We start from the raw sequence: 23009 nt of genomic DNA, 5'->3' as shown, positions 1-23009 counted from the left end.
ATTTTCACCTTTATCATACTACATAGTAGTGTGCCGGGTAGTTGTTTTTGAGGATTTGATTATACGTGACCTCTACCTTGAGGCAACAATAGATTAAAGGATATGATGCCATTACTGTCGAAATTTATAAAAATGCGTCGATGACTGGAGATGGCATAAGGCAGGATATTAACAAGCCTATCGGCGCAAGGAATTCTATACTAACGAGGGAATGTGTGACGAGTATGAAATTGTTCGACATTATTCCGGATCGACTGTTTACGCTGCTTGTGGGCTCTAATAAGCAAATCTATGCTGAGGCTCTGTTGCTGCTGTACGATCAGGCACAGACAGAGCGCTTCGGCATTCGTTTTAACGTCATGCGGGATTTGCTGCAGGAAATGCTGGATACCCGGCGCGAATTGGGTGAGGATATTGCTGTATTGGATACGGAAGACGAGGAGAGTGAGCGCAGTGACGATTTGAGACAGATTAACATGGAAGACCTGACGAGGACTCAAGCGAATACAATGTTGCGGCGACTGGAAGAGCGAAAGTGGATCGATGTGGAGACGCGAGCTCAATTCGAGCGGTTCATTGTATTGCCGCACTATGCCAGTCGGCTGATTGGTGTGTTAAAAGAGCTGTGCGATGCGAGGACGGTTGAGTACCAGCGATTCGCATTTTTGGTCTACCAATCGCTGACCGGAGAAGGAGCCCGGCTGCAGCCTTGTTCGGCCGTTATGAGTGCGGCTGAAGTAAGTGGACAGTTTCGACAGGAGCTTGTGGCGCTTTACAACAATATGAAGCACTTGATGGAACAGGTTGTTCAGAAGACGTCAATACAAGATGTGCTGGATCATCATTTTGACCATTATAAAACGCAAATTATTGACAAGAGTTATCATCGGCTGAAGACGTCCGATCATGTTGCCCGTTATCGAATGCAAATTCTAAATACGGTACAGCAATGGCTGCTAGATCGACAGCAATTAGAAGCGGCTGCACTCGATGGGGTGAAGAGCGGATTGTACACTTCGGTAGACGAGGCTGGGCAGGCTGTGAAGCAGGCACTCTTTTTCATTGATGAAACGTTCAACGGGCTGGATGAGTTGTTCTACCAAATTGATGTGCGGCACAATCAATACTTGCGTTCCTCTTATGATCGTGCTCGCTATTTGAGTCAGCAGAATGAAGGCATAGATCAGCAGCTTGCACGTTTAATTGAACGGCTGAGCAAAGACTTACCAATGGATGGTACAGAGTCGTTGTTTGCGCTGCGCCAGACCCGCGCTCTTTCTGAACAATCCTTATTGCCGCCGCGGCGTAAGCGGGCGCCTCATCAACCTGATGTGCATGTGGCTGTGGAGATGCCTGATCATCTACTGGAGGAATTGCGAACCAAAAACCTAGAACGAATGCGCAAGGCGATTACCCGAAAGAAGGTCGATGATTATGTAACGAATCGTTTGGGTGAACGGGCAGAGATGGAGATGGCCGAACTCGCACCCGAGAATGCGGAGCAGTTCATTATGCTGGGCTATATTTATTTGTATGGATCAGACGGGGGCTCGAACTTCCTGGTTCGGCGAAGTGATGGCCGTAATATTCTAACGAATGGCGGTTATCGCTTCGATAACCATACAATTGTCAAGAAGAAAGGGGGCCCGAAAAGATGATGTTTGACGAATTGAGTGAATCTGAGCAAGCCAAGGTTCGTCATGTATTGAATCGGTTATTCGAGGTCAATCTGCTGGTTAGAGACAAGGATCGTGAAGCTTATGCCATCATAAGGCGTCATAGTCAGGTACTTGAAGCCTACTTTCAATTTCTCGGTTGGGAACTAACAGTTGATGAACGTCATGAATGCGTCTTTCTCCACCTTCCGGATGGAAGGCTCCGCAGGCGTATGGATAGGGAACAGACCCTTTGGCTACTTGTGCTGCGTCTTCTGTATGAGGAGAAGCGACAAGGCTTGTCGTTAGCAGATTATCCGATGGTGACGTTGCATGAAATTCGTAGTAAGTTTGAGACGTTTCGGATTGAATGGGTGGGACGAACAGCGCTGGACAAGCTTATTCGGTTGTGTGCACAGTTTCAGTTGCTCGAAGCAATGGATGAGGATCATCGAGCGGACGATGCCCGGTTCAAACTGTACCATACTTGGATGTATGTTGTTCAGGCTGACGAGATCGCTCAACTTACGGAAAGACTGGAACGCTACGATGCCGCAGAGGAAGGAGGATTGCTGGATGAAATGGATGACACGGCTCCGGTTGATTAACTGGCACTATTTCAAGGATGTAACTATGGAATTTGGCCGACAGACATTAATTACAGGACAAAATGCCGCCGGTAAATCGACGATTATCGACGCCCTTCAGGTGCTGTTTGTAGTTGATCAGCGGCTTATTCGCTTCAACGCTGCAGCTCACGATGAGGCGAAGCGCAGTTTTGAGAATTATCTAATGGGCAAGATTGGCAGTGATGAACGCTCGTACGTTCGGGATGGGGATTTTACGACCTATATTATTGCTGAGTTTCGTGACGAGGACAAGAAGGAATCGTTTGTTATTGGCGCAGCCATCGACGTGTACCGCGATCGTTCGTACGAGGAAGAGTATTTTATATTGGCTGCATGCAAGTTGGATCAGCTTGACTTTGTCAATCCGCAAGGCCAGTTACTGAATCGGGAAGCGTTTAAACGACGGTATGGAGCCGGTGTTGGGACTGGTCTTGGAGAAGGACATCAACAGCTTGGTGTGAGGCCGAGTTCAAGGGGGCGGGCTCTATTCGAACGTAACAAGTCTAACTATCAGAAGGCATTGTTGGCAAGATTGGGTCAACTGCAGGATCGATTTTTTCATATATTCACCAAAGCACTATCGTTTAAGCCTATTCGAAATATTCGGACGTTTGTTTACGACTACATTCTGGACAAACGCGAGTTGCAGCTGGACTTGATGAAGCAGAATTTCGAGATTCATGAGCGCTACAGGCAGGAGCTTGAACTGCTGCAGAAGCGCAAATTGCAGTTGCAGGATATTCGAGATGGCTATCAGGAGTATGCCCGGCTTAAAGAAACAATTAAAGAGCAGGACTATGTTATTCGAAAATTAAAAGTGTTGTATGAAACAGAGAATCTAGAGCAACAGGAGCGTTTAAAGCATCAAGCAGAGGGAAATTTGGCTCGCCTACTGGAAAGTACTGAATTGGCAGAGGTTAAGTTGAACGAGGCACGTGAGCAGTCGCAGCTCGCTTACCAGCGCTGGCAGAATCATGCAGCTGAAAGACGCAAAAAGGAACTGGAGGCGGAGATTCGAGAGCTTGAGACGAAACGAGCGGAACTGGAGCAATTATTGTCCATTTACTGCAATAAGCTTAATCGGGAGAGACAATTGCTGGAGAACTTCTCCACCTATACGGACGGAGAATATTGGTCGTGGGAAACAGGAGAGCGTGAGCAGATTGGACAATATACGGAGCATCTTGCGGGATTGCTGACGATTGTAGACAAAGGCAAGGCAGAAGAATTGGATGAAGAAATATGGGCGGCGAGGCTAGCTACAATTGCTGAAGCCCGGTCTGGTTGGTATGACAGGCTCTTGATTGGCGAAGCTCGTTTACTGGAATCACTGAATGCGGCGGAGGAGCAGGCTACTGAACTGGAGAGCATTATCCGTGATCTAGAGCAGAAGAGGCGCAGCTATGCGGAGCCGGTCAGACAGTTGAAGGAATTGTTGGAGGACAGGTTAAGGGGGCGTTCTGCGGTCTGGATTTTTTGTGAGGAAGCGGAGCTGGTTGACGAAGGCTGGCGGGATGCACTGGAAGGTTATCTGAATACGCAACGATTTGATCTATTGGTGGAACCGGAATGCTTCGCGGAGGCTCTAGGCATCTATGAGCGAGAGAAATGGACGCGAAAGCTCGAAGGCGTGGGCCTTGTCGATACTGAAAAAGAAAGAAAATATCTAGGAACGGCGGAGCCGGGTTCGCTGGCGCATGAGCTTGTTGCTGAGCATCCTGTCGTTCGGGCTCGTGCCGAGCACCTGCTAGGCAGAGTGATGAAAGCTAAGGATGAGCAGGAGTTGCGACGACATCGTACAGCCATTACGCGTAGTTGTATGGTATACAATAATCTTGTGGCCAGACAAATTCCGAAAAAGTACTATGAAATCCCTTATATTGGAACCAAGGCAATCGCACGCCAATTGGAGATTCGCAAGTTGGAGCTTCAAGAGATTAGGGAAACAATTACAAGGCTAAGGGAGTTGGGGGCTAGCTTCCGTGAGTGGCTAGATCGATTTCGGGACAAGGATGCCGTGTATAATGCTTTATCGTCTCATCTCACATTGCCGCGAGAACTGGAAACTTGCAGGTTTCGTCAGGAACAAGTGCAACTAGAATGGGAAGGACTCAACCTGGCGGAAGCTGAACGTCTTAAGGCTGACTACGAGCATTGGCGCGAGGCGGAGAAGCATTGGAAGGAGAAATGGGGAGGTCTCTTGCAGGATAAAGGCACGATTGAAGCCGAGTGCAAGCAACTGGCGGCAGCTTTGTTCGTTCAACAGAATAGAGTGCGAGATATTGAAGTTATCCTTGAGCAATGGGTGGGTGAGTATGGTGCTGAGAGTGAGCAGCGAGCCAAGCAACGTTATGAGGAAGCGGAGCGATCAACAACAGTCAGTACGTTTCAAAAGTTGCAAAACTGGGAACGTAGCTCCAAGGGACTACAGACCAAGCGTGATGACCAATTCAATGATGTAGCCAAACTAAGGCAAAAATACAATGTTGATAATACTTTCAATGGTGATGCGAACGATTCCGAGAACGATGCCTATGATCGTTTGCTCGATACAATTGAACATCTTAATATCCCAGAATATCAGCAAAAGGTTGCAGAGGCGCTTGCTGAGTCCGAGGAGGAGTTTAAGTCTCACTTCGTATTTAAGCTGCGGGAAGCAATTGAGATGGCGCGGCGTGAATTCCAACAATTGAACTATGCGCTACGGAACTTCCCCTTTTCTGACGACAAGTATCACTTCGAGGTTTCGCCGAGCGAACGGTACAAGAAATTTTATGAGGCAGTGATGGACCCACTTTTGATGGAGAAGGGATCTCTGTTTGACCTGCCAGAAAATGATCGAACTGCAGTGCTACATGAATTGTTCGAAATGCTGGTGCGTGGAGAGGCAGGGCAGATGGAAGAGTATGCCGATTACCGGCAATACCTGGACTTTGACATCATTGTTTCGTCGAGCAGTGGGGGGCGTTACCGATTCTCGCAGGTACTTAAAGAGAAATCCGGCGGCGAGACACAGACTCCTTTTTATATTGCGATCCTAGCTTCGTTTCATCATTTATATTCAAACAAAAGCTCTCGGCTGGTTGTCTTCGATGAAGCGTTCAACAAAATGGACGAACAGCGTATTCAATCCAGTTTGCGGCTAATTAAGCAAATGGGACTGCAATTGGTAGCCGCTGTTCCAGACGAGAAAATGCAGCATATGGCACCTGAAGTGACGACTACGCTGTTTGTCAGCAAGCATGACTACCAATGCTTTGTTGATATGATTGATCGCTGGGTTCCAGATGAAGCGGAGACGAGTCCTGCATTTCACAATACTGAAACAATCGAAAAGTCGATTGACTTAACGGAAGATAAAATTCCCAATACGGACTCATCCTCGTCAAAGTTAGGTGAAAGTATAGAGAGTCCTCCGTTTGAAAGTGAACGCCACGGAAGGCAAGGCACCTTGTTTTGAATTGGTAGCAGGAGGTAAGACTTGCGCATGGAAGCAGACGAAATAAGCTTTAAGCAGAAATTTGGCAAGGATTTGCTGACCTTGCTTTTGAACAAATACGAACAAAGCCAATCATTTGTTACAGGGACCCCTGGAAAAATGCGTCCCCAACTCATAATTGGGAAAAGTCCTTTTGCTCGAGATTACAACGATGAGATGGACTTTCGAAAGCGTCATTGGATGAACGAAAGGCTAGCCGAGTTAGAGCAGGAAGATGTTGTTCAACTTACAATGGCTAAATATCGTTCGGACGAAATAGAGAAAGTATATTTGCAATGGGAAGCTGTAGAGGAGGCTTACCGAATTTCCGGTCGTACTCCTTTGCGCACCAAATTGGAGCAACTGCGGGCTTCTCTGATTCCGTTGAGTTCTCATCCGTGGCGTTGGGTTCAAAAGTGGCGACAGGAAATGGACGATGCATTGGCGCAAGGTAAGGCTGTTCGCCTCGATCCAGATGATGTGCAAGGAACGGTTGATCTAGTTCACACGTTGAACGAGTTGCCGCTGCTTGGTGATCGTGCAGTACCAATTCGCATCTTTAGCCAGCAGTTATTTCGAGATACGAAGCATCTGGAGCGTCAGACGCTTAAACGGCTGATTGCTCTGGCAAAGCAGGCTTCCGGTGAGCAGCGGGAGACAGAAGAGGAATGGTTGGATTGGCTTGGTCTTACTCGTAATCCTCAAAGTGTCTTTTTATGCGGCTCACTTGTCTTTCGAACCCGCGACGGCAAGCAGGTTGACACCAGCGCATTTCCGGGCGGTCTTGGGCTTTCTGGTGAGACGATTGATGTGATAACGCATGTCTTTATATCTGCTCGTCACATTCTTTCCATTGAGAATTGGACGAGCTATCATCATTATCTAGAGCAGCCTTCGGTTCGTGCTGGTGAGGTTCTTGTCATCTACACAGGAGGGTACCCAAATCGTGTCTTGCAAAGCTTTCTCCGAAAGCTGAGTCAGGTAGTGAATGAAGCGTCAAATCCTCCAGAACTGCTCCACTGGGGTGATATCGACCTTGGCGGAATCCGAATTTTCAAGTGGATTCAATCCAATTTTTTCCCTGGGCTACGACCGTATCGGATGGGAGTGGATACGCTACTTCAGTATGAATCACAAGCAGCGCCGGTTAGTGAAGATTATGCCAGTCAGCTTGTTCATACGTTAAGAGAACCACGATATGCGGATTGGCTTCCGGTGCTGGAAACCATGATAGAGCGCAGGATTCGTCTGGAGCAGGAGTGTATCGTAGACTGAGAGACGGATTCTATATAAACTTCAAGCGGGTTCTGCTGCATCGTTGGACGGAATATAGAGCCAATTTAGTCGGTTTTAATGTAAAGAAAGGGGCCCGAAAAGAGAACAAGATTGAATAAATATTAACCAGCATTCACTCTTTTCGTTCTGATAGTTTTTGCTAGATATTCATTCATCAAACTTTTCTTTTCGGACAGCCCCATCTTAATATTCATAGAATTCGTCTAAGCGTAAAGGGGGCACCGCTCTTCAAAATATAAAATTTCGCCATTGAATGCCGAAACGTATGCGGAGAAACTCTGACACCGGTAATGTCAGCCATGTTACCGTAGGCCTGCATTTTGTCTTGTAAGGCTCAGTACTGATTTGTTGGTTGTCCCTGTTAACGAACAAGGCATCCATCTCCAAGTCGCCTCGTGTGGATGGAGAAGGATTGATTGCATATCTAAATAGAACAGGAATTTGGGAAAGTTTGTCGAATTACGGGAAAGGTAGCTTAATGCATTTCATGTTTGTTCTTGTCGCTAAAAACAATATATTTTTCAGGATCAGGTGGAATCTATGGAATATAAAGATTTGGAACAGGGTCTGTTAGACAAAGTGAATAAATATAGTCTTAAACATTTGCAGGGGGTATTGCCTGAGAATGAGGCGCGTTGCGCTGTCAGATACTTACTTAATGAAGATCCCGATGATTTGGGAGGGCTTATTGCACTTCGTGGTTTTGTTTACCAATATTATGTTGCCATTCACTATATGGTAGAGATGTTGCATGCAGAGCATGCATGGTGGAACGAAGTGATTTTTGAATTTCTGGACGATGTAGCGCTTTTGGGGGAAGACAAGATTCGATTTGTTCAAGTGAAAACGGTTAGAGAAGACGGGCAAGACAGACACTTGAAACCGAGTACCTTGTTAAAAAGGGAAAGTGGTTTAGATAGTTGGCTTGATACGCTTTTTTTGAATCTGCCGGAATTCGAGCGGAGACAAAAAAACATACAAAAACAATTCAATACTAGCAATGAATTCGGCGTGCAATTTGAAATCGCTACCAATGCATCTTATGACAACAAAAGTCTGAAATGCTATGCGCAGAATGATTCCTATCGACTACCCGAAGACAGCATTTCTAAAGAAGACAACTTGGTCATAAATTTAAGTAAACCGTTTGTGAAATCGGTAAAGGTTAAAAAGAAGGTTGTTTCTACGCAAGAACTTCGCTTTACTGAAATGGTAGGCCGCGATCCGGAATGGTGTCTGGATCGGTTTTATCTAAATCATTTAGGTTGCATGACGAACTTGAAAGAAAAAATTGTAGGGAAGTTATCGGATTATTGCAGAAGAAACTTGGCGTATTTGAATAATTTTACTCATACTGGAATTATTCAAGGTAAAAGCCGCTTATCGGGAGACGGTTTACTTTATGATTATGTAGCAAGAAAAGTATTCAAGCAATTATTGCTCCGAGTTATTGAACGTACCCATAAGGATGATCTTCCCGATAAAATGCTTCTTGTGTTTAACAAGTCCGAGCTTGTGCAATTGATCCAGGACTGGCAACAAAAAGCGATGATGGAAATTCAAAAAGATGTTGAGCAGGCCGTACAACGAGGACACTTCGTCAAATGTTTTGAAGAATTGCGTGAAGAAATTGATACTTCCTGGAATGCGTCACTAAAGGTTGATCTATTGAATACGTTAGGTTGGATGTATAACGCTTTGGAGCATGAGGTTTTAAATGGAAATCCATATGTGTATGAACAATTTTTGAACCGATTATTTTACTTGAACAATTCTCAACTTCCCACATTGCAACGAATGAAGGATGAGTTTTATTTAAAGGAATCACTGAAGTACATGATAATCTGTTTGGCTTTCTATCCTGACCGTAACTTTGTTTTTAGTGATGCGCAACTCTTATTCAAGCAGGGGAAGCAAGGAGAAGAGGCTTGGAATCTCTTCACGATGTACAATGCAAGAGAGAAGGAAACCTATGCGCAGGCATTGAGAAAAATAATATCGCGATCTAAAGATTGCTTATTCACGCAGAGTTTGCAACAAACGTACTACTGTTTCGTCACACATGAAGATAGAACACAAACTCTCACGGTCGAAAATGACCCCTTCGCCTCATTAATTCCAATTACTCATAACCATGATAACGATGAAAGCGAAATAGTGGAGCAGCCTCAGAACATCAAGTTTCAAAAACAGGATAAGATTAATCTTGTAATTAGCCGATTTAATCAACCGGCCAATGTACGCTCTTTTCAAGATCATGAGATGAGGGCAGGGTGGCATATATTACTTGATAAAAAGGATTAGCAAGAGGGAGTTGGAAAAATGAATCCGATTCAATTAAGAAAGCGCCTTGAAATGGCAGATTTTCAAAATAGTCAAACAGATTTTCCCGTCCAAGACGATTCTATATTAGATATGCACCTCAATGCTGATTTGGAGTTATGGTTTTCTGTTGAGCGTATAGCCGTGCTTAAGACATACACGAGCAATCATCATTTTCTTTTAAATTGGCGTGAGGATCAATTTGTGATTTCTCATTTGCTGGAGCTTTTACCTGCTCAATATAAAAATAATTTGTACTTTCTTCTTGTGTTGGACTGGGAATCGGGGCTATTACCTGAAATACCTATGGAAATGAACAGAGTAGAGAAAAACGCGAAAGTTTGCCGTAAATATGTATTACATAACATAGACGATTTGGAAAGGGTGCCCTTTTTTCAACCTAAGTATATTTACGCAAAAAAAGGATTTGATTTTGTAGAAAAATTCAAGACTGAGTTATTGATTGAACAATCTTTAGACCCTAAAATTCGTCGCGTAGTGGAAGGGTACTTTCAGTTAGAGCACTTGATTAGGATAAATAATAAGCTTGATACGAAACAGTATATCCTAAATTTATTGAAAGGGGATGGGGGATCAAAATGAGACTTTCTCGTCTTATTATCAATAATTTTAGAGTGTTTCCAGGAGAATATATATTTGACTTTTCCAAAAAGCAATTGATTCTAGTAGGCGGTCAAAACGGACATGGAAAGAGCTCGCTGTTTGATGCTATACAATGGTGTCTTACGGGTGAAATTAGGAGATATAGGGGCTCAAGCGAATATCAGAATTTCAATTATCTTATTAATGAACATGCGCTTGTCAAAGGCACAGGAAGAGTGAGTGCATCTGTCGAAGTTTGGTTGGAAATGGATAATTTTATTCATAAGATAACCCGAACAGTACAGAGGAGTCCATCAACACAAACCACGAAAATCAAAGTTAATGGAACGAATTACGGGGTAAAAGAAGGTACCACTAAAATATGTGAAATTCTGTTCCGCGGCGGGGACGAAGAGCAACCGACAAGTATAGACAAAACCAAACATTTACCAAGCTATTTTTCCACAACACAGATTTTGTCTCAGGATCAACTACATGAGTTCATTCTTGCCAGCAATCCGCAAGAGCGGTTCACACTGATGGAGAAAGTTCTTGGTATAGAAAAATACGGGAGTGATTTTGGTAAATATTTAGTAGAATCGCTGCAAGTAATTAAAGAAGAGAAAGGGAGAATAAATGTAAATAGGCAAGGGAGCAAGGACTCTTGGCTTGAAGTATCGACTCTGCTCAAAGAAAAGGAAGCTCTGTTGCAAAAATTAGGGGGGACGACAGAGAAGGAGCTAGAAAGACAATTGTCTGGCTTACTTGAGGATATTCGTCAATCCGGATTGGAAATTCCTCAAGCATTGTCAGGCTCGGCAAAAGTAGATGATAAAACGTTATCTGCATATAGTGAATTGCGACAAAGTATAACAAAACTTCAGGATCGTAGTGATCAAATTCTTTTGATGTTAAAGGATGCTAAACCGTTGTTTGATTTGACAGAAAAGCAGTATTACACCGAACAACAAAAATTTAATGAGCTAACGCAAGTCTTTAATTCAAAAATGAAACGTCGGGAAAAGAGCATTCTTCTGGCTGATCGAAATAAATCAGAGATGGAGTCTTTGATCCAAAAACGCAGAATATATATATCTAGGCAAAGGGACATTGAGGATTTAAACAGTCAAATTAAACTGTCAGAGCAAAAGCTTACTGCCATAGAAAAAAATCCTCAAGTATTAATGGTGATAGAACAGTTTGAAAGTATCGAGAAATTTGTAACGGCTTTTAACAAGACGATTAAGGATCTCTCTGAAATTAAAATTAAGATCGACATAGGTGAGCGAATTGGGGTTTCATTACAACTTTACGAAAAAATGGATGAATTGAAACAACGAACTAGTGAACTGGACACCTTAAAAGGAATTGGTTTACAAAATCTAGAGCTAGTAAAAACTGAACTGGCGGTTCTATCTGGTAAAATAGACTCTGGAAAAGAAAACACCATAGATCAAATGATTCATGATATACAGCATTTTTTGATGGGGCAAACAAGTAGTTCGTGCCCTGTGTGCGGAACAAACTTTCAAACTTCCGAGAATCTTCATTCAGTAGTTCGTCTAAAATGGGAAGAAGTAAGTCAGCATTTATCAGCTCTTGAACAGGAAGTAATGAAGAAGTCAGGCAGGAAGAATGAGCTCGATAGAGAGCTAAATCAAATCGAATCAGATTTAGAAAAAATCGCTGAACAGATGATGGAAATAAAGACGTCATACGACCAGAATCAATTAATAATTGAACAACAGCGCGCTTTGGTTGAACAGTGGGTACAGGATATACCTCTGGAGAAACTCACGCAATTGAAGCATTCGATGGAAACATTCCTAGAGAACCATTCGACCACTTTCAAGTTATTAGAATCTCTAGATGAAATTCGGACTGAGTTATTGAGACTGACAAACGAGAGAAGCATCGCAATCAGTTGGATGGAAGAGCAAAAAAAGCTTGTAGGGAAGAGAGCTCATTATCTAACCAATGAAGAAGAAAAGCTAATTGCTAAAATTCAAAAATTAGATCAATACTTATTGCAAGCCCGAGCTCAAATCGAACAAAGCGTGCAGGATGTCAAAGAAGTATCGAGTCAACTAACGGCATTAGAGCATAAATGGAACCAGCAAAAATTAAAAGCAACAGAAATAATCGCACTGATTCCTGAATTTAATAAGTCAGAGCCTAGACTACAATTGTGGATTGATGAATATTATCAACAAAAAACGCAATTTGGACGGCTTAATGCTGCGGCTGAACATCTCCTTGAAAAGGTCGAGGCGTTTATATCCAAAGGTGAGGTGGCTAAGGCAAGATTAGAAGAGCGTAAGTTGAACGACCATGTTAAAGCAGCGGACACAGAAATTGAACATTATGAGAAGCTAGAATCGGAATTAGAGGTACTAAGGGAACGTCATAATGAGATTCGCAGCACAATCATGACTGACTATTTGGTTAATTATAGTGAAACAATTGATCAGTTGTTCATGCAGATCAGTCCCCATGCTATTTATAAGCATGTACATTTGGTTCCGAGGGAAGGTAAGCTTTTTGTATTAATGAGCGAACATAGCGGGGATGCAGCAAATTTGGCTAATCTCCCAGAAGACCAATTGGCTTACCGATTTAATGCGAGTTTAACGTTTAGCTCAGCACAGGCTAATGTTCTTGCTGTTTGCATTTTCTTATCTTTGGCATTATCCCAGCAGTGGACGCCACTTGAAATGATTGGAATTGATGATCCTTTTCAAAATATGGATGACATCAATGTATTCTCATTTATCGATGTTATCAGCCAAGTCGTTGCGCACAAGCAGGTAATGATAAGCAGCCACGAGGAAGATTTTGTGAGTCTTATCAAAAACAAATCAGGACTAGAAGGGGAACAAATTGGTTATATTCATTTCAAATCTTATAGTAAAGATCAAATTGATTTGGACACGAACTGTAGAGTGGAAGCTGATGAAAAGTAGCTCAGAAATAAATATTCGATAATAGGGTGTATTATGATCCTCAATCTACTGTCAGTATACAAGCTCTCAAGATATTTTAATCTTGAGAGCTTAACGTTAGTTGAAAATTAAAAAGCAGGAATAGTGAGCCATTCTAATGCCCGATCCTCGCGCCTTATACGCTCTCTGATGAGTTCACAAACTTCATCAAAAATCTCCAAAAGTTCATCGTATGTATCTCCGTCATCCCCAATTTGGTTCTACATTGTTTTTCTTAGCGGCATCTGTTTGAGCTTATAAGGCCTTACTATCCTCAGAGAATAAACTCCTCAGTTTCATCCTGCAGATTTTTATATTTATGAGGGTCCGATTTTGATTGAAAATTGAAATGATAGGTAGAGGGATATAACCTCATCGCACCTTGAAAACAAAATACTATCTAATCCTGTACATTCTTCGCATGCTCCAAATGAGTGAGCCAATTGTCAGGTGCGCCATGACCATCTTAACTATATGAATAGGATGCGAGCGATTTTTGCTATGCAGTGAATAAATGGTGGTACCATTTAAGGCGACGATCCGTGCGAAGTTATAATGATACTTCTGTCCAGCCACAGCTTATCGCAATGGGGGCAGCTCGCAGAGAACCTGGGAGAGGTTAGCTACCTATGAGAATGACTAACCATCGTTCGCCGGATAAGTAAATTGTCAAACCAAAACAGAGGAGAAGGGGCATTCGCATGCCCCTTTCATTCAAGCTCGTGCCTACCTATTTGTTTTCTTAAACGAATCCCTTTAATGATGGATGTTCTCGATTTTTTTATTGGGAGGTATCGTATGAAGCATAATTTAATCCGATATAGCATGCAAATTGCTATGCTTAAGCAGCTATTGTCCATATCCCTGATTACCGAACAGGAATTTCATGCGCTCAAAAGCAAAATCATGAAAGACTATGGTGTGATTTCCGATCTGACAACCTGATTCGCACAATTGTTGATTGCACCCAGTCTTATTATACTGATTCCGAGATAATAAGAGCTGAAGGAGGATTAACAATGGCATATGAAGTTGAAGTGATCAAGGCCAGCCGAAAGATAACTGACCGAAAAACTGGAGGGCTTTCCGATATTTTAAGAGTAGCCCCATATGCAAGAGTAAGTACGGACACTGAGGAACAGCTTAGCAGCTATAAATCGCAGGTTTCCTATTACACTGAGCTGGTAAACAAACGCTCGGATTGGCAGCTTGTTGATATTTACGCAGATGAGGCAGTAACCGGAACACAGGTCAACAAGCGTGAGAACTTTTAACGTATGATTGATGATTGCATGAATGGAAAAATTGATATGGTTATTACCAAGTCCATTTCCCGATTTGCTCGAAATACATTGGATACACTCAAGTATGTACGGATGCTGAAGGAGCAGAATGTAGCTGTAATCTTTGAAAACGAGAATATTAATACCATGACAATGGATGGCGAGTTGTTACTGGTCATATTAAGCTCGGTGGCCCAACAAGAGGTTGAAAATATTTCTTCCAACGTAAAAAAGGGCTTGAAGATGAAAATGAAGCGCGGCGAGCTAGTGGGCTTTCAAAGCTGCTTGGGATATGATTATGATGTACAGACGAAGAAAATATCTATAAATGAAAAGGAAGCCGAACTGGTTCGTTATATATTCGAGCGTTACATAGCGGGCTATGGAGCTTATATGATTGCTAAGGAATTAACCGCCGCGGGCTATAAAACGAGCTCAGGTCGAAGCAATTGGCAAGATACAGCGATTCTTGGTATCGTTAAAAATGAAAAATACAAGGGCATTTACTTCAAGGAAAGACCTTTACCGTTGATCCCATCTCAAAGAGAAGACTGGAGAATTACGGCGAAGAAGACCAGTTTTACATTAGGAATCATCATGAGCCAATAGTGAGTGAAGAGGTTTTTGAAAAAGCACAGGCTATTTTGCATCGAAGAGGAGCACGATTAAGAGGCGTTGAAAAAGGGAAGCGCGATAAATACAGCAGGAAGTTTGCTTTTAGCAGCAAGCTGGAGTGTGCGTTTTGTGGTAGTAACTTATCCAGGCGTAATTGGCATAGCGGCACGACGCACGAAAAGACGATTTGGCAATGTGTGGCAGCAACCAAAAAAGGAAAGAAGTATTGTCCTCATAGCAAGGCTTTAATTGAAAATGTCATTGAGAGTGCTTTTCTTGAATCCTACAGAAGATTGTGCAGCAAGCATATGGATGTAATAGATGAGCTGATGAAGCACATGGAGAGCGTTCTCGGTAACCAGAACCATATGAGAAAATTAAATAAAGTAAATAATGAAATCAAGCTCATGGAGCAAAAGCGTTGTAAGCTTATTGACCTGTGCTTAGATGAAAAATAGATCGCGCTACCTATGAGAACAAGTATGCGGAGCTGGAGAGCCAGCTTAGTGAGTTGTTAAATGAGCAGGCGCAGCTAGAGCAAAGCTCACGGCAGGAATTGGATGTGGAGAAAAGACTGGAACATCTGAGAAAGGTGCTGCAAAAGAATGAGGTGCTTTCTTCGTTTGACCGCAATGTATTTGAGAGCATTGTGGAGAAGGTTACTGTAGGGGATTCAACTGATCCTGCACAGTCTGACCCGCATAGATTAATGTTTATTTATAAAACAGGCTTTACGAATTCGGTGGAGAGTAAGATGATTATGCAAAAAAAGCTATCCAGAAATGAAAGGGGGGAACCGCATTCCTATACTTTGGACGACACATGTGGAAAGCGTTGCGCTATTAAAATGGCACCATAATTCATATTTTGATGGATTTTCTTTTTAAAAAAAGAGGGGCACCAAGCCCCTCTTTTTTGCATTATTATAGATAATAGTGACTAATAAAGATTAAAATGGAAAGAGCAAAACCTACATAGAGGAACATAGCAGTCAAAAGCTCAAACTATCGGTATGTCTCGGGCTTAACAGTTGCCTCGTATTTTGCATGAATGTCCAAGCGAAGGTAAGGAAGAGAAATGCTAAGTGGCATTAGCTACTCGAAAGGATGATCCTGATTGGGCACTTTTATAGGCAGCGTGAAATGGGCAGAAAAAAATGAAATGCTGGATGATTTATTAAATCGGCAGGACAGCTTAACGATACATTCCATGGACCAAGGATTTGAAGCCGAGGTTAAGCTGATCAATTCGGGTAAAGAAAGTTTCGTGTTAAAAGTATGGAATAAAGGCTCCAAGCCGAATGTTAGCTTTCAATTTAAACTGCTGAATGTCCTTCATGAACGAGGATTATCCGTCTCAACGCCGCTAGGCTGGGGGATCGATTCGAACGGGGACCAGGTGATGCTAACAACGTTCGATGGAACGCCCGTGAGTAAAGTGAATGACAAGAAAATGACGGATATTGCAAATATTTTAGCTATGATCCATCAAATGGACCTGAAAGAAATTCAAAATATTAATCTTCCAAAGTATGATTTCTGCGATTACTTTTTTCCTGGGGTGAGAGAGCACTCAGACATATATCAAGCGTTAGCTCCTCTTGTCCAAAGGACTCCAATTAAACAAGAGCATATTATTCACGGTGATTACCACTTAGCCAACATTTTGGAGGAAAATGGCCGCTATGCCGTAATCGACTGGACGAACGGACAATTGGGAGACCCTAGGTATGATTTTGCATGGTCGCTTACTCTGAAAAAAATATACATTTCGGAGACGCATGCCGAAGTTTTTCGTACTGCTTATCTATCAAAGAATGATATGCCGCAGGAGGAGCTTGATGCCTTTGAAGCGCTGGCTTGCCTTAGATGGATTTGGCTAAGCAGAAACGGAGGCACGCCCAAAGGGCCTAATACAATGGAGCGGGTAAGACGTTTAATAACGGGCAATCCATTTTTAAAAGAGTTTGAGTTCAGCGATATTTCCACAAGTAAGAATAAGAGGAGCGGTGACGGGATGGATATTGAAGCCGTGTTTGAGCAGTTTCCTATTTTAAAATCGGACGGATTGGTATTGAAGAAGATTGAAGACCATCATTTTAACGAAGTTTTTGAAATCTATAGCAATGATAAAGTGTTTGAATATTGCGGAATCATACCTAAACACAATAAAGACACGGTAAAAAATATGATAGGTCATTTTGAGAGAGATTTTAATAAGCGGTCGAGGGTCAAGTGGGGGGTATTCGCGAATGACGAAAGCGATCGATTGCTTGGCATTATTGAAGTTTTCGATTTTAATCAAAAGGTGAACATGGTGTCGATAGGCTACTTTTTGGCGGAATCGCATTGGGGCAGAGGAATTGCCGCGGAAGCGTCAAAATAATGCTCGATTACTTGTTTATGGACGTCAACGTCAATCGCATTCAAGCTGATGTGATGCCGCCAAATGAACGATCAAAGAAGGTATTGCTGAAAAACGGCTTCATTAAAGAAGGGACGTTAAGACAAGCCACAGTATGGGCGGGCAAAGGAATCGTCGATTTGGAAATATACAGTATTTTAAGAGAAGAGTATGTAAAATGATTGGACTAAAAATATAAAGGCAGGGTGTCTTCATGGAGAGATGCAGCAAATGTAATGGTAGCGGCAAAGTTAGCGGATTCCTGTGGAATAAGCAATGCAATAAATGTAAGGGCAGAGGCCACATTATTCCTCGAAAATATCCATTAAGGAGTGACTCGTTCGCAGCATCAACATCTGATGATCAGCTTGATTATGATGTAAATCAAAACAGCTGCTATGAAGAAACGCCGCGGCGATATTTCAGCGACTATTCTAATACGGAGGACAACTCTTCCTCAAGAAGCGAGAGCAGCCGCGACGATTCATCGAGTTCGGATAATGGGTCTTCTTCATCTAGCGATTAGTTTAAAACAAGTCACGTTCGTGTCTAGTCCCCTCTTTCGTGGAGGGGATTTTTGATTGCATTTTAGTTTATTCCACTTAAAAAGCCCAATCATCGCCTCTTTTTTTGTAAATCCCTCCCAGGTTCACGCTCCGTTCACATGCTTATGATATGCTCTCCAAAGTAACTCGAGAGTTCACTATCACAAAAATGCTGAATGTTGGAGGACTATTATGTCATTTTCGATGAAGAAGATAAGCTATAAAATGATTTTATTGGTGTTGCTGGTGGCAGCGCTTGGAGCAGGCTCGTTAGGGGTTCAGGCATCCGCTTCCGCTGCTCCTGCCACGTCTTCACGTCTGCCCGACCAACCGTATGAAGCGGCAGATGTAGACGACGCCGTTCAGTTAACGGCATTCATTGATGGTATTATGAAGGTGCACATGGACATTTACAAAATTCCAGGCGCGGTCATCTCGGTCGTTAAGGATGGGAAAATCCTGCTCGGCAAAGGATATGGCCATTCCAATATCGAAGAGGGCTCGCTGGTTAACCCAGAGACCGACATGTTTCGGATTGCTTCGACAACGAAGCTGTTCACTTGGACGGCTGTCATGCAGTTGGTTGAGCAGGGCAAGATTGATCTCGACACCGACGTTAACACGTATTTGAAAACGTTAAAAATTCCAAAAACCTATTCGGAGCCGATTACGATGCGCCATCTCATGACCCATACCGCCGGATTTGAGGAGGGGGGCCTTGGCTATCAAATTACGACGGACCCTAAGAAGCTGCCGGTATCCATCTCGGAGACGCTATCCAAGCATATGCTGGCGCGGGTAATGCCCCCGGGCGAGATGGCGGCGTATTCCAACTATGGTGCTGCGCTGGCGGGACTAATCGTCGAGGAAGTTAGCGGAATTGCTTATAATGACTATATTCAGCAAAATATTTTTGATCCGCTCGACATGAAATATGCCACGGTTCAGGAGCCAATTCCGGCAGCTTTGAAGCCTAACGAGGTGCAGGGCTATGCCCGGGAGAACGGCACATTCGTAGCCAAGCCGCCTACGTTCGAAGGAGGCTTCCGCCCTGCGGGATCGGCATCCGTCTCGGCGCTCGATATGGCTCATTTCATGCTCGCCCATCTTCAGGACGGACGTTATGGCGACACACAAATGCTCAAACCAGAAACGACTAAGCTGATGCATTCGCCGGCATTCCAGTTTGACAAACGGATGCCTGGCATGGACCTTGGCTTTTACGAGCTGCAAATGAACGATATTCGTGTTATTTCCCATGGCGGCGCCGATACGTTATTCAATACGGAGCTTTATCTATTGCCGGAGCAGCAAATTGGCATCTTTGTTTCCTATAGCGGTGGCGATGGCGGGGCAGCAGCATCCGGGCTGGCGAAAGCTTTTGTTGACCGTTATTATCCGAAGAAAGACGCCAAGCAACCTCCTGTGTCCGCTGAGCTTGCAAGCTCCGTGCAAAAATATGCCGGTTCCTATCAATTTACGCGCCGCAACCATACCGATATCGATAAGTTCTACAGCTTCATGTCCCAAATCAGCATCACGGCAGCAGGCGAACAGCTATCGATTGGCAGCGGCGCCGAACAGCAATTGTACGTCCCCATTGAACCCGATATCTTTCAAGAAGTTGGCGGCACGCAGCAAATCGCATTCCGCACCGACGAATCGGGGAAGGTCACTCATTTGCTTCTCGATTTTCTTCCGTCCATGCCGCTTGAGCGCACGCCGCTCATCGATCGGAATAAGTTCTGGTTTCCTTTGCTCGGTCTTTCGGCAGCTCTGTTCATCACCGCATTGTTAGGGTTTGCTTATCGTAGGCGGGAGATCAAAGCAATGCCGGGCGTGCAAAAGTGGGCAGTTCGGTTATCGGCAGCTACTGCGGCATGGGCGCTAGCGACGTGCGTCGCGACATTCGTCGTGGTTTTGAACATGGCCCTGCTGGATCGGCTTAGCCGAATTACGCTGTCGTTAAATCTTTATTTATTCATGCCGATCATCCTTCTAGGGCTGACCTTGGCAATCATAGCAGTAAGTGTAATGGCATGGAAAAACAAATATTGGACGGTGCTAAAACGCGTGCATTACTCGCTCGTAGCGTTGTCGGCCGTCGTACTCAGTGTATTCTTTTTCCATTGGAATCTATTAGGTTGGCAGTTGGGGTAAAGCAACAGCAGCCGTCCGCCCGCTAGAGGACAAATGATAAAGATCGGAGGTTTATTCTCAAATGGCTAAAATCCTAATCGCGGATGACGATGCGCACATTCGCGAGCTGATCACCTTATTTTTGCGAAACGAAGGATTTGAGATTATAGAGGCAAAAGACGGTGCGGAAGCGCTGGCGATTGTGGAAAATGCGCAAGTGGATTTGGTTATCCTCGACATTATGATGCCTAACTTGAACGGTTGGGAATTATGCAGGGAGATCAGGCGCATCGATTCGAATATCCCTCTCTTAATGGTCACGGTGAAGGGCGAATCGGCGCAAAAGGTGAAAGGTTTTCAGCTTGGAGCAGACGATTATTTAACGAAGCCGTTTGATCCGATGGAGCTTGTGATGAGGGTGAAGGCTCTGTTGAAACGTTATTTGATTGTCGCCTCGCAAACGATACAGCTTGGCGGCATTGAGCTGAATCGCCGTAACTTTCAAGTGATAAAGGGAGATGAAACGCTGAATCTTCCTTTAAAAGAGTTTGAGCTGCTGTTCAAGCTGGCTAACCATCCCGGGCAAATTTTTACCCGCGAGCAGCTGATCACTCATATATGGGGAAAAAATTACGAAGGCGATGACCGGACCGTCGATGTTCACATTAAGCGGCTAAGGGAAAGGTTCGCCGGCGATTCGCAGCATTTTACGATTGAAACAGCCCGTAGTTTGGGGTACCGGTTAGTCATTACATGATCAAAAACTTATATGTCCGCATCATTATCACGTTTCTGGCGGTCATTATTTTCAGCTTGCTGTCCTCCTTCTTTATGGGGTACTTTCTATTCGAGAAAGAAATAAACCATACCGGACAAAACGATATGATCGCCGTAGGCGAAGAGATTATAAGTCTCTATGAACAAACTAAGCCGCCTAATCGCGACGCGTTCATGCAGCGCATGGTGAAGGTGTCTGCTTACCCGATTCACATTTACGATGCTTCGGGCAGCTTTACTTTCTATGATTTAGACGATTCAGGCAGCCTCAAAATTCCGGCGGATGCGGTTCGGCAGGTGCTGGAGGGACAATATTACCGCTCGCCGGGCGAGGGGGAGCAAACGTTCGTCGGTCTTCCTTTTCCATTTGAGGGGGAGCCTCATGCCATGTTCATGCAGTTTTCCCCGCAGAACGAAAATGTCCTTAACCGGATGATGCTGCTCATTTTGCTGCTCGGCTTGGCGATAGGGAGCTTATGCATTCTTATCGCGGCGCGTTATTTGGTCAAGCCCCTCCAAGCATTGACGGGGGCGACCAAACGGCTTGCAAAGGGCGATTTTGACGTAGAAATCAAAACGAAACGCGTGGATGAAATGGGAACCTTGACTCAAAGCTTTAATGAGATGGCGAGCGAGCTTAAACAGCTGGAGCAGATGAGGCAGGATTTTGTTTCGAATGTCTCGCATGAAATCCAAACCCCGTTAACGTCGATTACCGGCTTTGCCATGGCTATGAAAAACAGTACCTTGGTAGCGGAAAATGATCGGAATTATTATTTGGATATCATCATCACCGAGAGCGGGCGACTTTCCAGGCTTAGCGATAATTTGCTGAAGCTGGCTTCTCTGGATTCAGAGCATCATCCGTTTGAGGCTAAGACGTATAACCTTGTCGAGCAAATGAGGCAAATGGTCGTAACTTGCGAGCCGCAATGGTCGGCGAAGGGCATTCACATTGATTTGGAAGGGGCTGATGATGCCAAAATAACGGCGGATCGCGACCAGCTTAATCAGGTATGGATGAATTTGCTTGGCAACGGCATTAAGTTTACACCCGTGGGCGGCCAGATCGGAATAAGCATTGCCCAGTCGGCAAATGAGATGATTGTCGCGATAACCGATTCGGGAATCGGAATAGCGCCGGAGCAGCTCGATTACGTGTTTGAGCGGTTTTACAAAACGGACCCATCGCGAAACCGCAGCATCGGCGGCAATGGACTAGGGCTTGCCATTGCGAAAAAAATCGTCACGCTTCATCATGGAAGCATCGAAATGAAAAGCCGGCTGGGCGAGGGTACGACAGTGCTCGTTCATTTGCCCATTCGGAAGCGGTAGCAAGACGATGAGCGGAACCGCTGCTGTTTATGTTCTCTTAAGTTATTTACTTCATATGAAAATATGGTGGGCCATCTTCGTAACACGTAGCGATTTGTACAGGAGCTAGAAGGGTCCGAGCAGCTTCCCGAAAAAAATATACTGAACGACAAAAACCGCGAAGGCTTGATGCTGCGCGGTTTTTGTCTTATTTTGCATGAAGTTTTTCATTATTCTTTTATTTGTCCGCTGTAGACTTATTTATGAAAGCTATGATTCGGTCTATGAAAAGAAGCCCATGTCCATAGCGTTTGGAGTCAATTGAATCATCGGGCAAGCACGATAAATCGATTAGGACAAGGATTGCTTTATGAAAGGGGAATTTATGTTGGGAACAATTTTTGCGGGAAAATGGAAAGGCATCATGCTCAAATGGCTTTTGATCGCAAGTATGGTCGGGGGCATTATTCAGCACGGTCTCGGCGCAGGGTATGAAGTGGCAGCTGCGGAGTCCGTGGCACCCTCTCCGCATGATATCGCGGGCCATGGGGCGGAGAATCCAATGAACGAATGGATGGCTAAAGGGCCGCGCAGCTTGGAAATAGCAGAAAACGGAGGCTCTCCTTCGGGCACCTTGCCCAGCGGTGGCGGCGGCGGACCTGTTGTTGCGCCGATACCAAATCCGCCGGTTGAGACGGCTGTAACGGCTATGGCAAGTCTGTCTAGTGTGAATGGCTTCCGGTCTCCAACATGATTACGCTCGCCGATTTGGTTGTCGCGCTGCAGATGGCGAACGGCAACCATTTATGAATGGAGTAATTAACGTTACGCGCATAGTCCAAAGAAGGCCGATCCGGTTACGGGTCGGTCTTCTGTATGCGACGGTCTATGACTCTTTGGCGTGCATTAGAGCAACAAATGGGGTATATCAAGGCTTCTACGCTTACGAGTATAATAGATAGAGAGGGA

At 44.2% G+C, this 23009-nt stretch carries 14 protein-coding genes and 3 pseudogenes; all 17 read left to right on the top strand.

Annotation, left to right across the window (positions count from 1 at the left end):
• Positions 1 to 224: 224 nt before the first annotated feature.
• Positions 225 to 1658: a Wadjet anti-phage system protein JetA family protein gene (locus A7975_RS21250; RefSeq protein ID WP_065386465.1), complete on the top strand. Its 1434-nt coding sequence runs from the start codon at positions 225 to 227 to the stop codon at positions 1656 to 1658.
• Positions 1655 to 2263, top strand: coding sequence for a DUF4194 domain-containing protein (locus A7975_RS21245; protein ID WP_082198359.1), 609 nt, complete (start codon positions 1655 to 1657; stop codon positions 2261 to 2263). The genes A7975_RS21250 and A7975_RS21245 overlap by 4 nt, the downstream gene beginning before the upstream one ends.
• On the top strand, positions 2232 to 5744 hold the full coding sequence (locus tag A7975_RS21240) for an ATP-binding protein (protein WP_065386464.1): 3513 nt from the start codon (positions 2232 to 2234) through the stop codon (positions 5742 to 5744). The genes A7975_RS21245 and A7975_RS21240 overlap by 32 nt, the downstream gene beginning before the upstream one ends.
• A gap of 27 nt (positions 5745 to 5771) precedes the next feature.
• The gene (locus tag A7975_RS21235) at positions 5772 to 7037 is read left to right on the top strand and encodes a Wadjet anti-phage system protein JetD domain-containing protein (protein ID WP_065386463.1); all 1266 of its coding nucleotides are present in this window, start codon (positions 5772 to 5774) and stop codon (positions 7035 to 7037) included.
• Positions 7038 to 7598: 561 nt separating this feature from the next.
• On the top strand, positions 7599 to 9362 hold the full coding sequence (locus A7975_RS21230; protein ID WP_065386462.1) for a dsDNA nuclease domain-containing protein: 1764 nt from the start codon (positions 7599 to 7601) through the stop codon (positions 9360 to 9362).
• 18 nt (positions 9363 to 9380) lie between these two features.
• Complete coding sequence (locus tag A7975_RS21225; protein WP_065386461.1) at positions 9381 to 9983, top strand: ABC-three component system middle component 1; 603 nt, start codon at positions 9381 to 9383, stop codon at positions 9981 to 9983.
• Complete coding sequence (locus A7975_RS21220) at positions 9980 to 12946, top strand: AAA family ATPase (protein WP_065386460.1); 2967 nt, start codon at positions 9980 to 9982, stop codon at positions 12944 to 12946. Before A7975_RS21225 ends, A7975_RS21220 begins: the two co-directional genes overlap by 4 nt.
• 816 nt (positions 12947 to 13762) lie before the next feature.
• Positions 13763 to 13909 (top strand): SHOCT domain-containing protein, encoded by a 147-nt coding sequence (locus A7975_RS21215; RefSeq protein ID WP_065386459.1) that lies wholly within the window; start codon positions 13763 to 13765, stop codon positions 13907 to 13909.
• Between the two features lie 74 nt (positions 13910 to 13983).
• Positions 13984 to 14843: pseudogene (locus A7975_RS35035) on the top strand (recombinase family protein); the annotation flags it as partial.
• Between the two features lie 12 nt (positions 14844 to 14855).
• Positions 14856 to 15320: a recombinase zinc beta ribbon domain-containing protein gene (locus A7975_RS34575; protein WP_218061028.1), complete on the top strand. Its 465-nt coding sequence runs from the start codon at positions 14856 to 14858 to the stop codon at positions 15318 to 15320.
• A 53-nt stretch (positions 15321 to 15373) separates the two neighbouring features.
• Positions 15374 to 15721, top strand: coding sequence for a hypothetical protein (locus A7975_RS34570; protein ID WP_218061027.1), 348 nt, complete (start codon positions 15374 to 15376; stop codon positions 15719 to 15721).
• Between the two features lie 302 nt (positions 15722 to 16023).
• A pseudogene (locus tag A7975_RS33225) lies at positions 16024 to 16611 on the top strand (aminoglycoside phosphotransferase family protein); the annotation flags it as partial.
• Positions 16612 to 16878: 267 nt separating this feature from the next.
• Positions 16879 to 17447, top strand: a pseudogene (locus A7975_RS21205) (GNAT family N-acetyltransferase).
• Positions 17448 to 18002: 555 nt separating this feature from the next.
• Entirely contained in the window at positions 18003 to 19970 is a 1968-nt protein-coding gene (locus A7975_RS21200) for a serine hydrolase domain-containing protein (RefSeq protein ID WP_065386458.1), read from the top strand.
• A gap of 61 nt (positions 19971 to 20031) precedes the next feature.
• Positions 20032 to 20706 (top strand): response regulator transcription factor, encoded by a 675-nt coding sequence (locus A7975_RS21195; protein WP_053372661.1) that lies wholly within the window; start codon positions 20032 to 20034, stop codon positions 20704 to 20706.
• Positions 20703 to 22061 (top strand): HAMP domain-containing sensor histidine kinase, encoded by a 1359-nt coding sequence (locus A7975_RS21190; RefSeq protein WP_065386457.1) that lies wholly within the window; start codon positions 20703 to 20705, stop codon positions 22059 to 22061. Before A7975_RS21195 ends, A7975_RS21190 begins: the two co-directional genes overlap by 4 nt.
• 364 nt (positions 22062 to 22425) lie before the next feature.
• Positions 22426 to 22794: a hypothetical protein gene (locus A7975_RS21185; protein WP_141680382.1), complete on the top strand. Its 369-nt coding sequence runs from the start codon at positions 22426 to 22428 to the stop codon at positions 22792 to 22794.
• Positions 22795 to 23009: the final 215 nt, after the last annotated feature.

The sequence above is a fragment of the Bacillus sp. FJAT-26390 genome, from assembly GCF_001682865.1.
GTDB lineage: Bacteria > Bacillota > Bacilli > Paenibacillales > Paenibacillaceae > Pristimantibacillus.
This window is presented reverse-complemented; position numbering and strand designations above follow the sequence as displayed.

Excerpts from the sequence above, each read along its gene's own strand:
- A7975_RS21250 (WP_065386465.1), top strand. The coding sequence starts at position 225 with ATGAAATTGTTCGACATTATTCCGGATCGACTGTTTACGCTGCTTGTG.
- A7975_RS21245 (WP_082198359.1), top strand. The coding sequence starts at position 1,655 with ATGATGTTTGACGAATTGAGTGAATCTGAGCAAGCCAAGGTTCGTCAT.
- A7975_RS21240 (WP_065386464.1), top strand. The coding sequence starts at position 2,232 with ATGAAATGGATGACACGGCTCCGGTTGATTAACTGGCACTATTTCAAG.
- A7975_RS21235 (WP_065386463.1), top strand. The coding sequence starts at position 5,772 with ATGGAAGCAGACGAAATAAGCTTTAAGCAGAAATTTGGCAAGGATTTG.
- A7975_RS21230 (WP_065386462.1), top strand. The coding sequence starts at position 7,599 with ATGGAATATAAAGATTTGGAACAGGGTCTGTTAGACAAAGTGAATAAA.
- A7975_RS21225 (WP_065386461.1), top strand. The coding sequence starts at position 9,381 with ATGAATCCGATTCAATTAAGAAAGCGCCTTGAAATGGCAGATTTTCAA.
- A7975_RS21220 (WP_065386460.1), top strand. The coding sequence starts at position 9,980 with ATGAGACTTTCTCGTCTTATTATCAATAATTTTAGAGTGTTTCCAGGA.
- A7975_RS21215 (WP_065386459.1), top strand. The coding sequence starts at position 13,763 with ATGAAGCATAATTTAATCCGATATAGCATGCAAATTGCTATGCTTAAG.
- A7975_RS21200 (WP_065386458.1), top strand. The coding sequence starts at position 18,003 with ATGTCATTTTCGATGAAGAAGATAAGCTATAAAATGATTTTATTGGTG.
- A7975_RS21195 (WP_053372661.1), top strand. The coding sequence starts at position 20,032 with ATGGCTAAAATCCTAATCGCGGATGACGATGCGCACATTCGCGAGCTG.
- A7975_RS21190 (WP_065386457.1), top strand. The coding sequence starts at position 20,703 with ATGATCAAAAACTTATATGTCCGCATCATTATCACGTTTCTGGCGGTC.
- A7975_RS21185 (WP_141680382.1), top strand. The coding sequence starts at position 22,426 with ATGTTGGGAACAATTTTTGCGGGAAAATGGAAAGGCATCATGCTCAAA.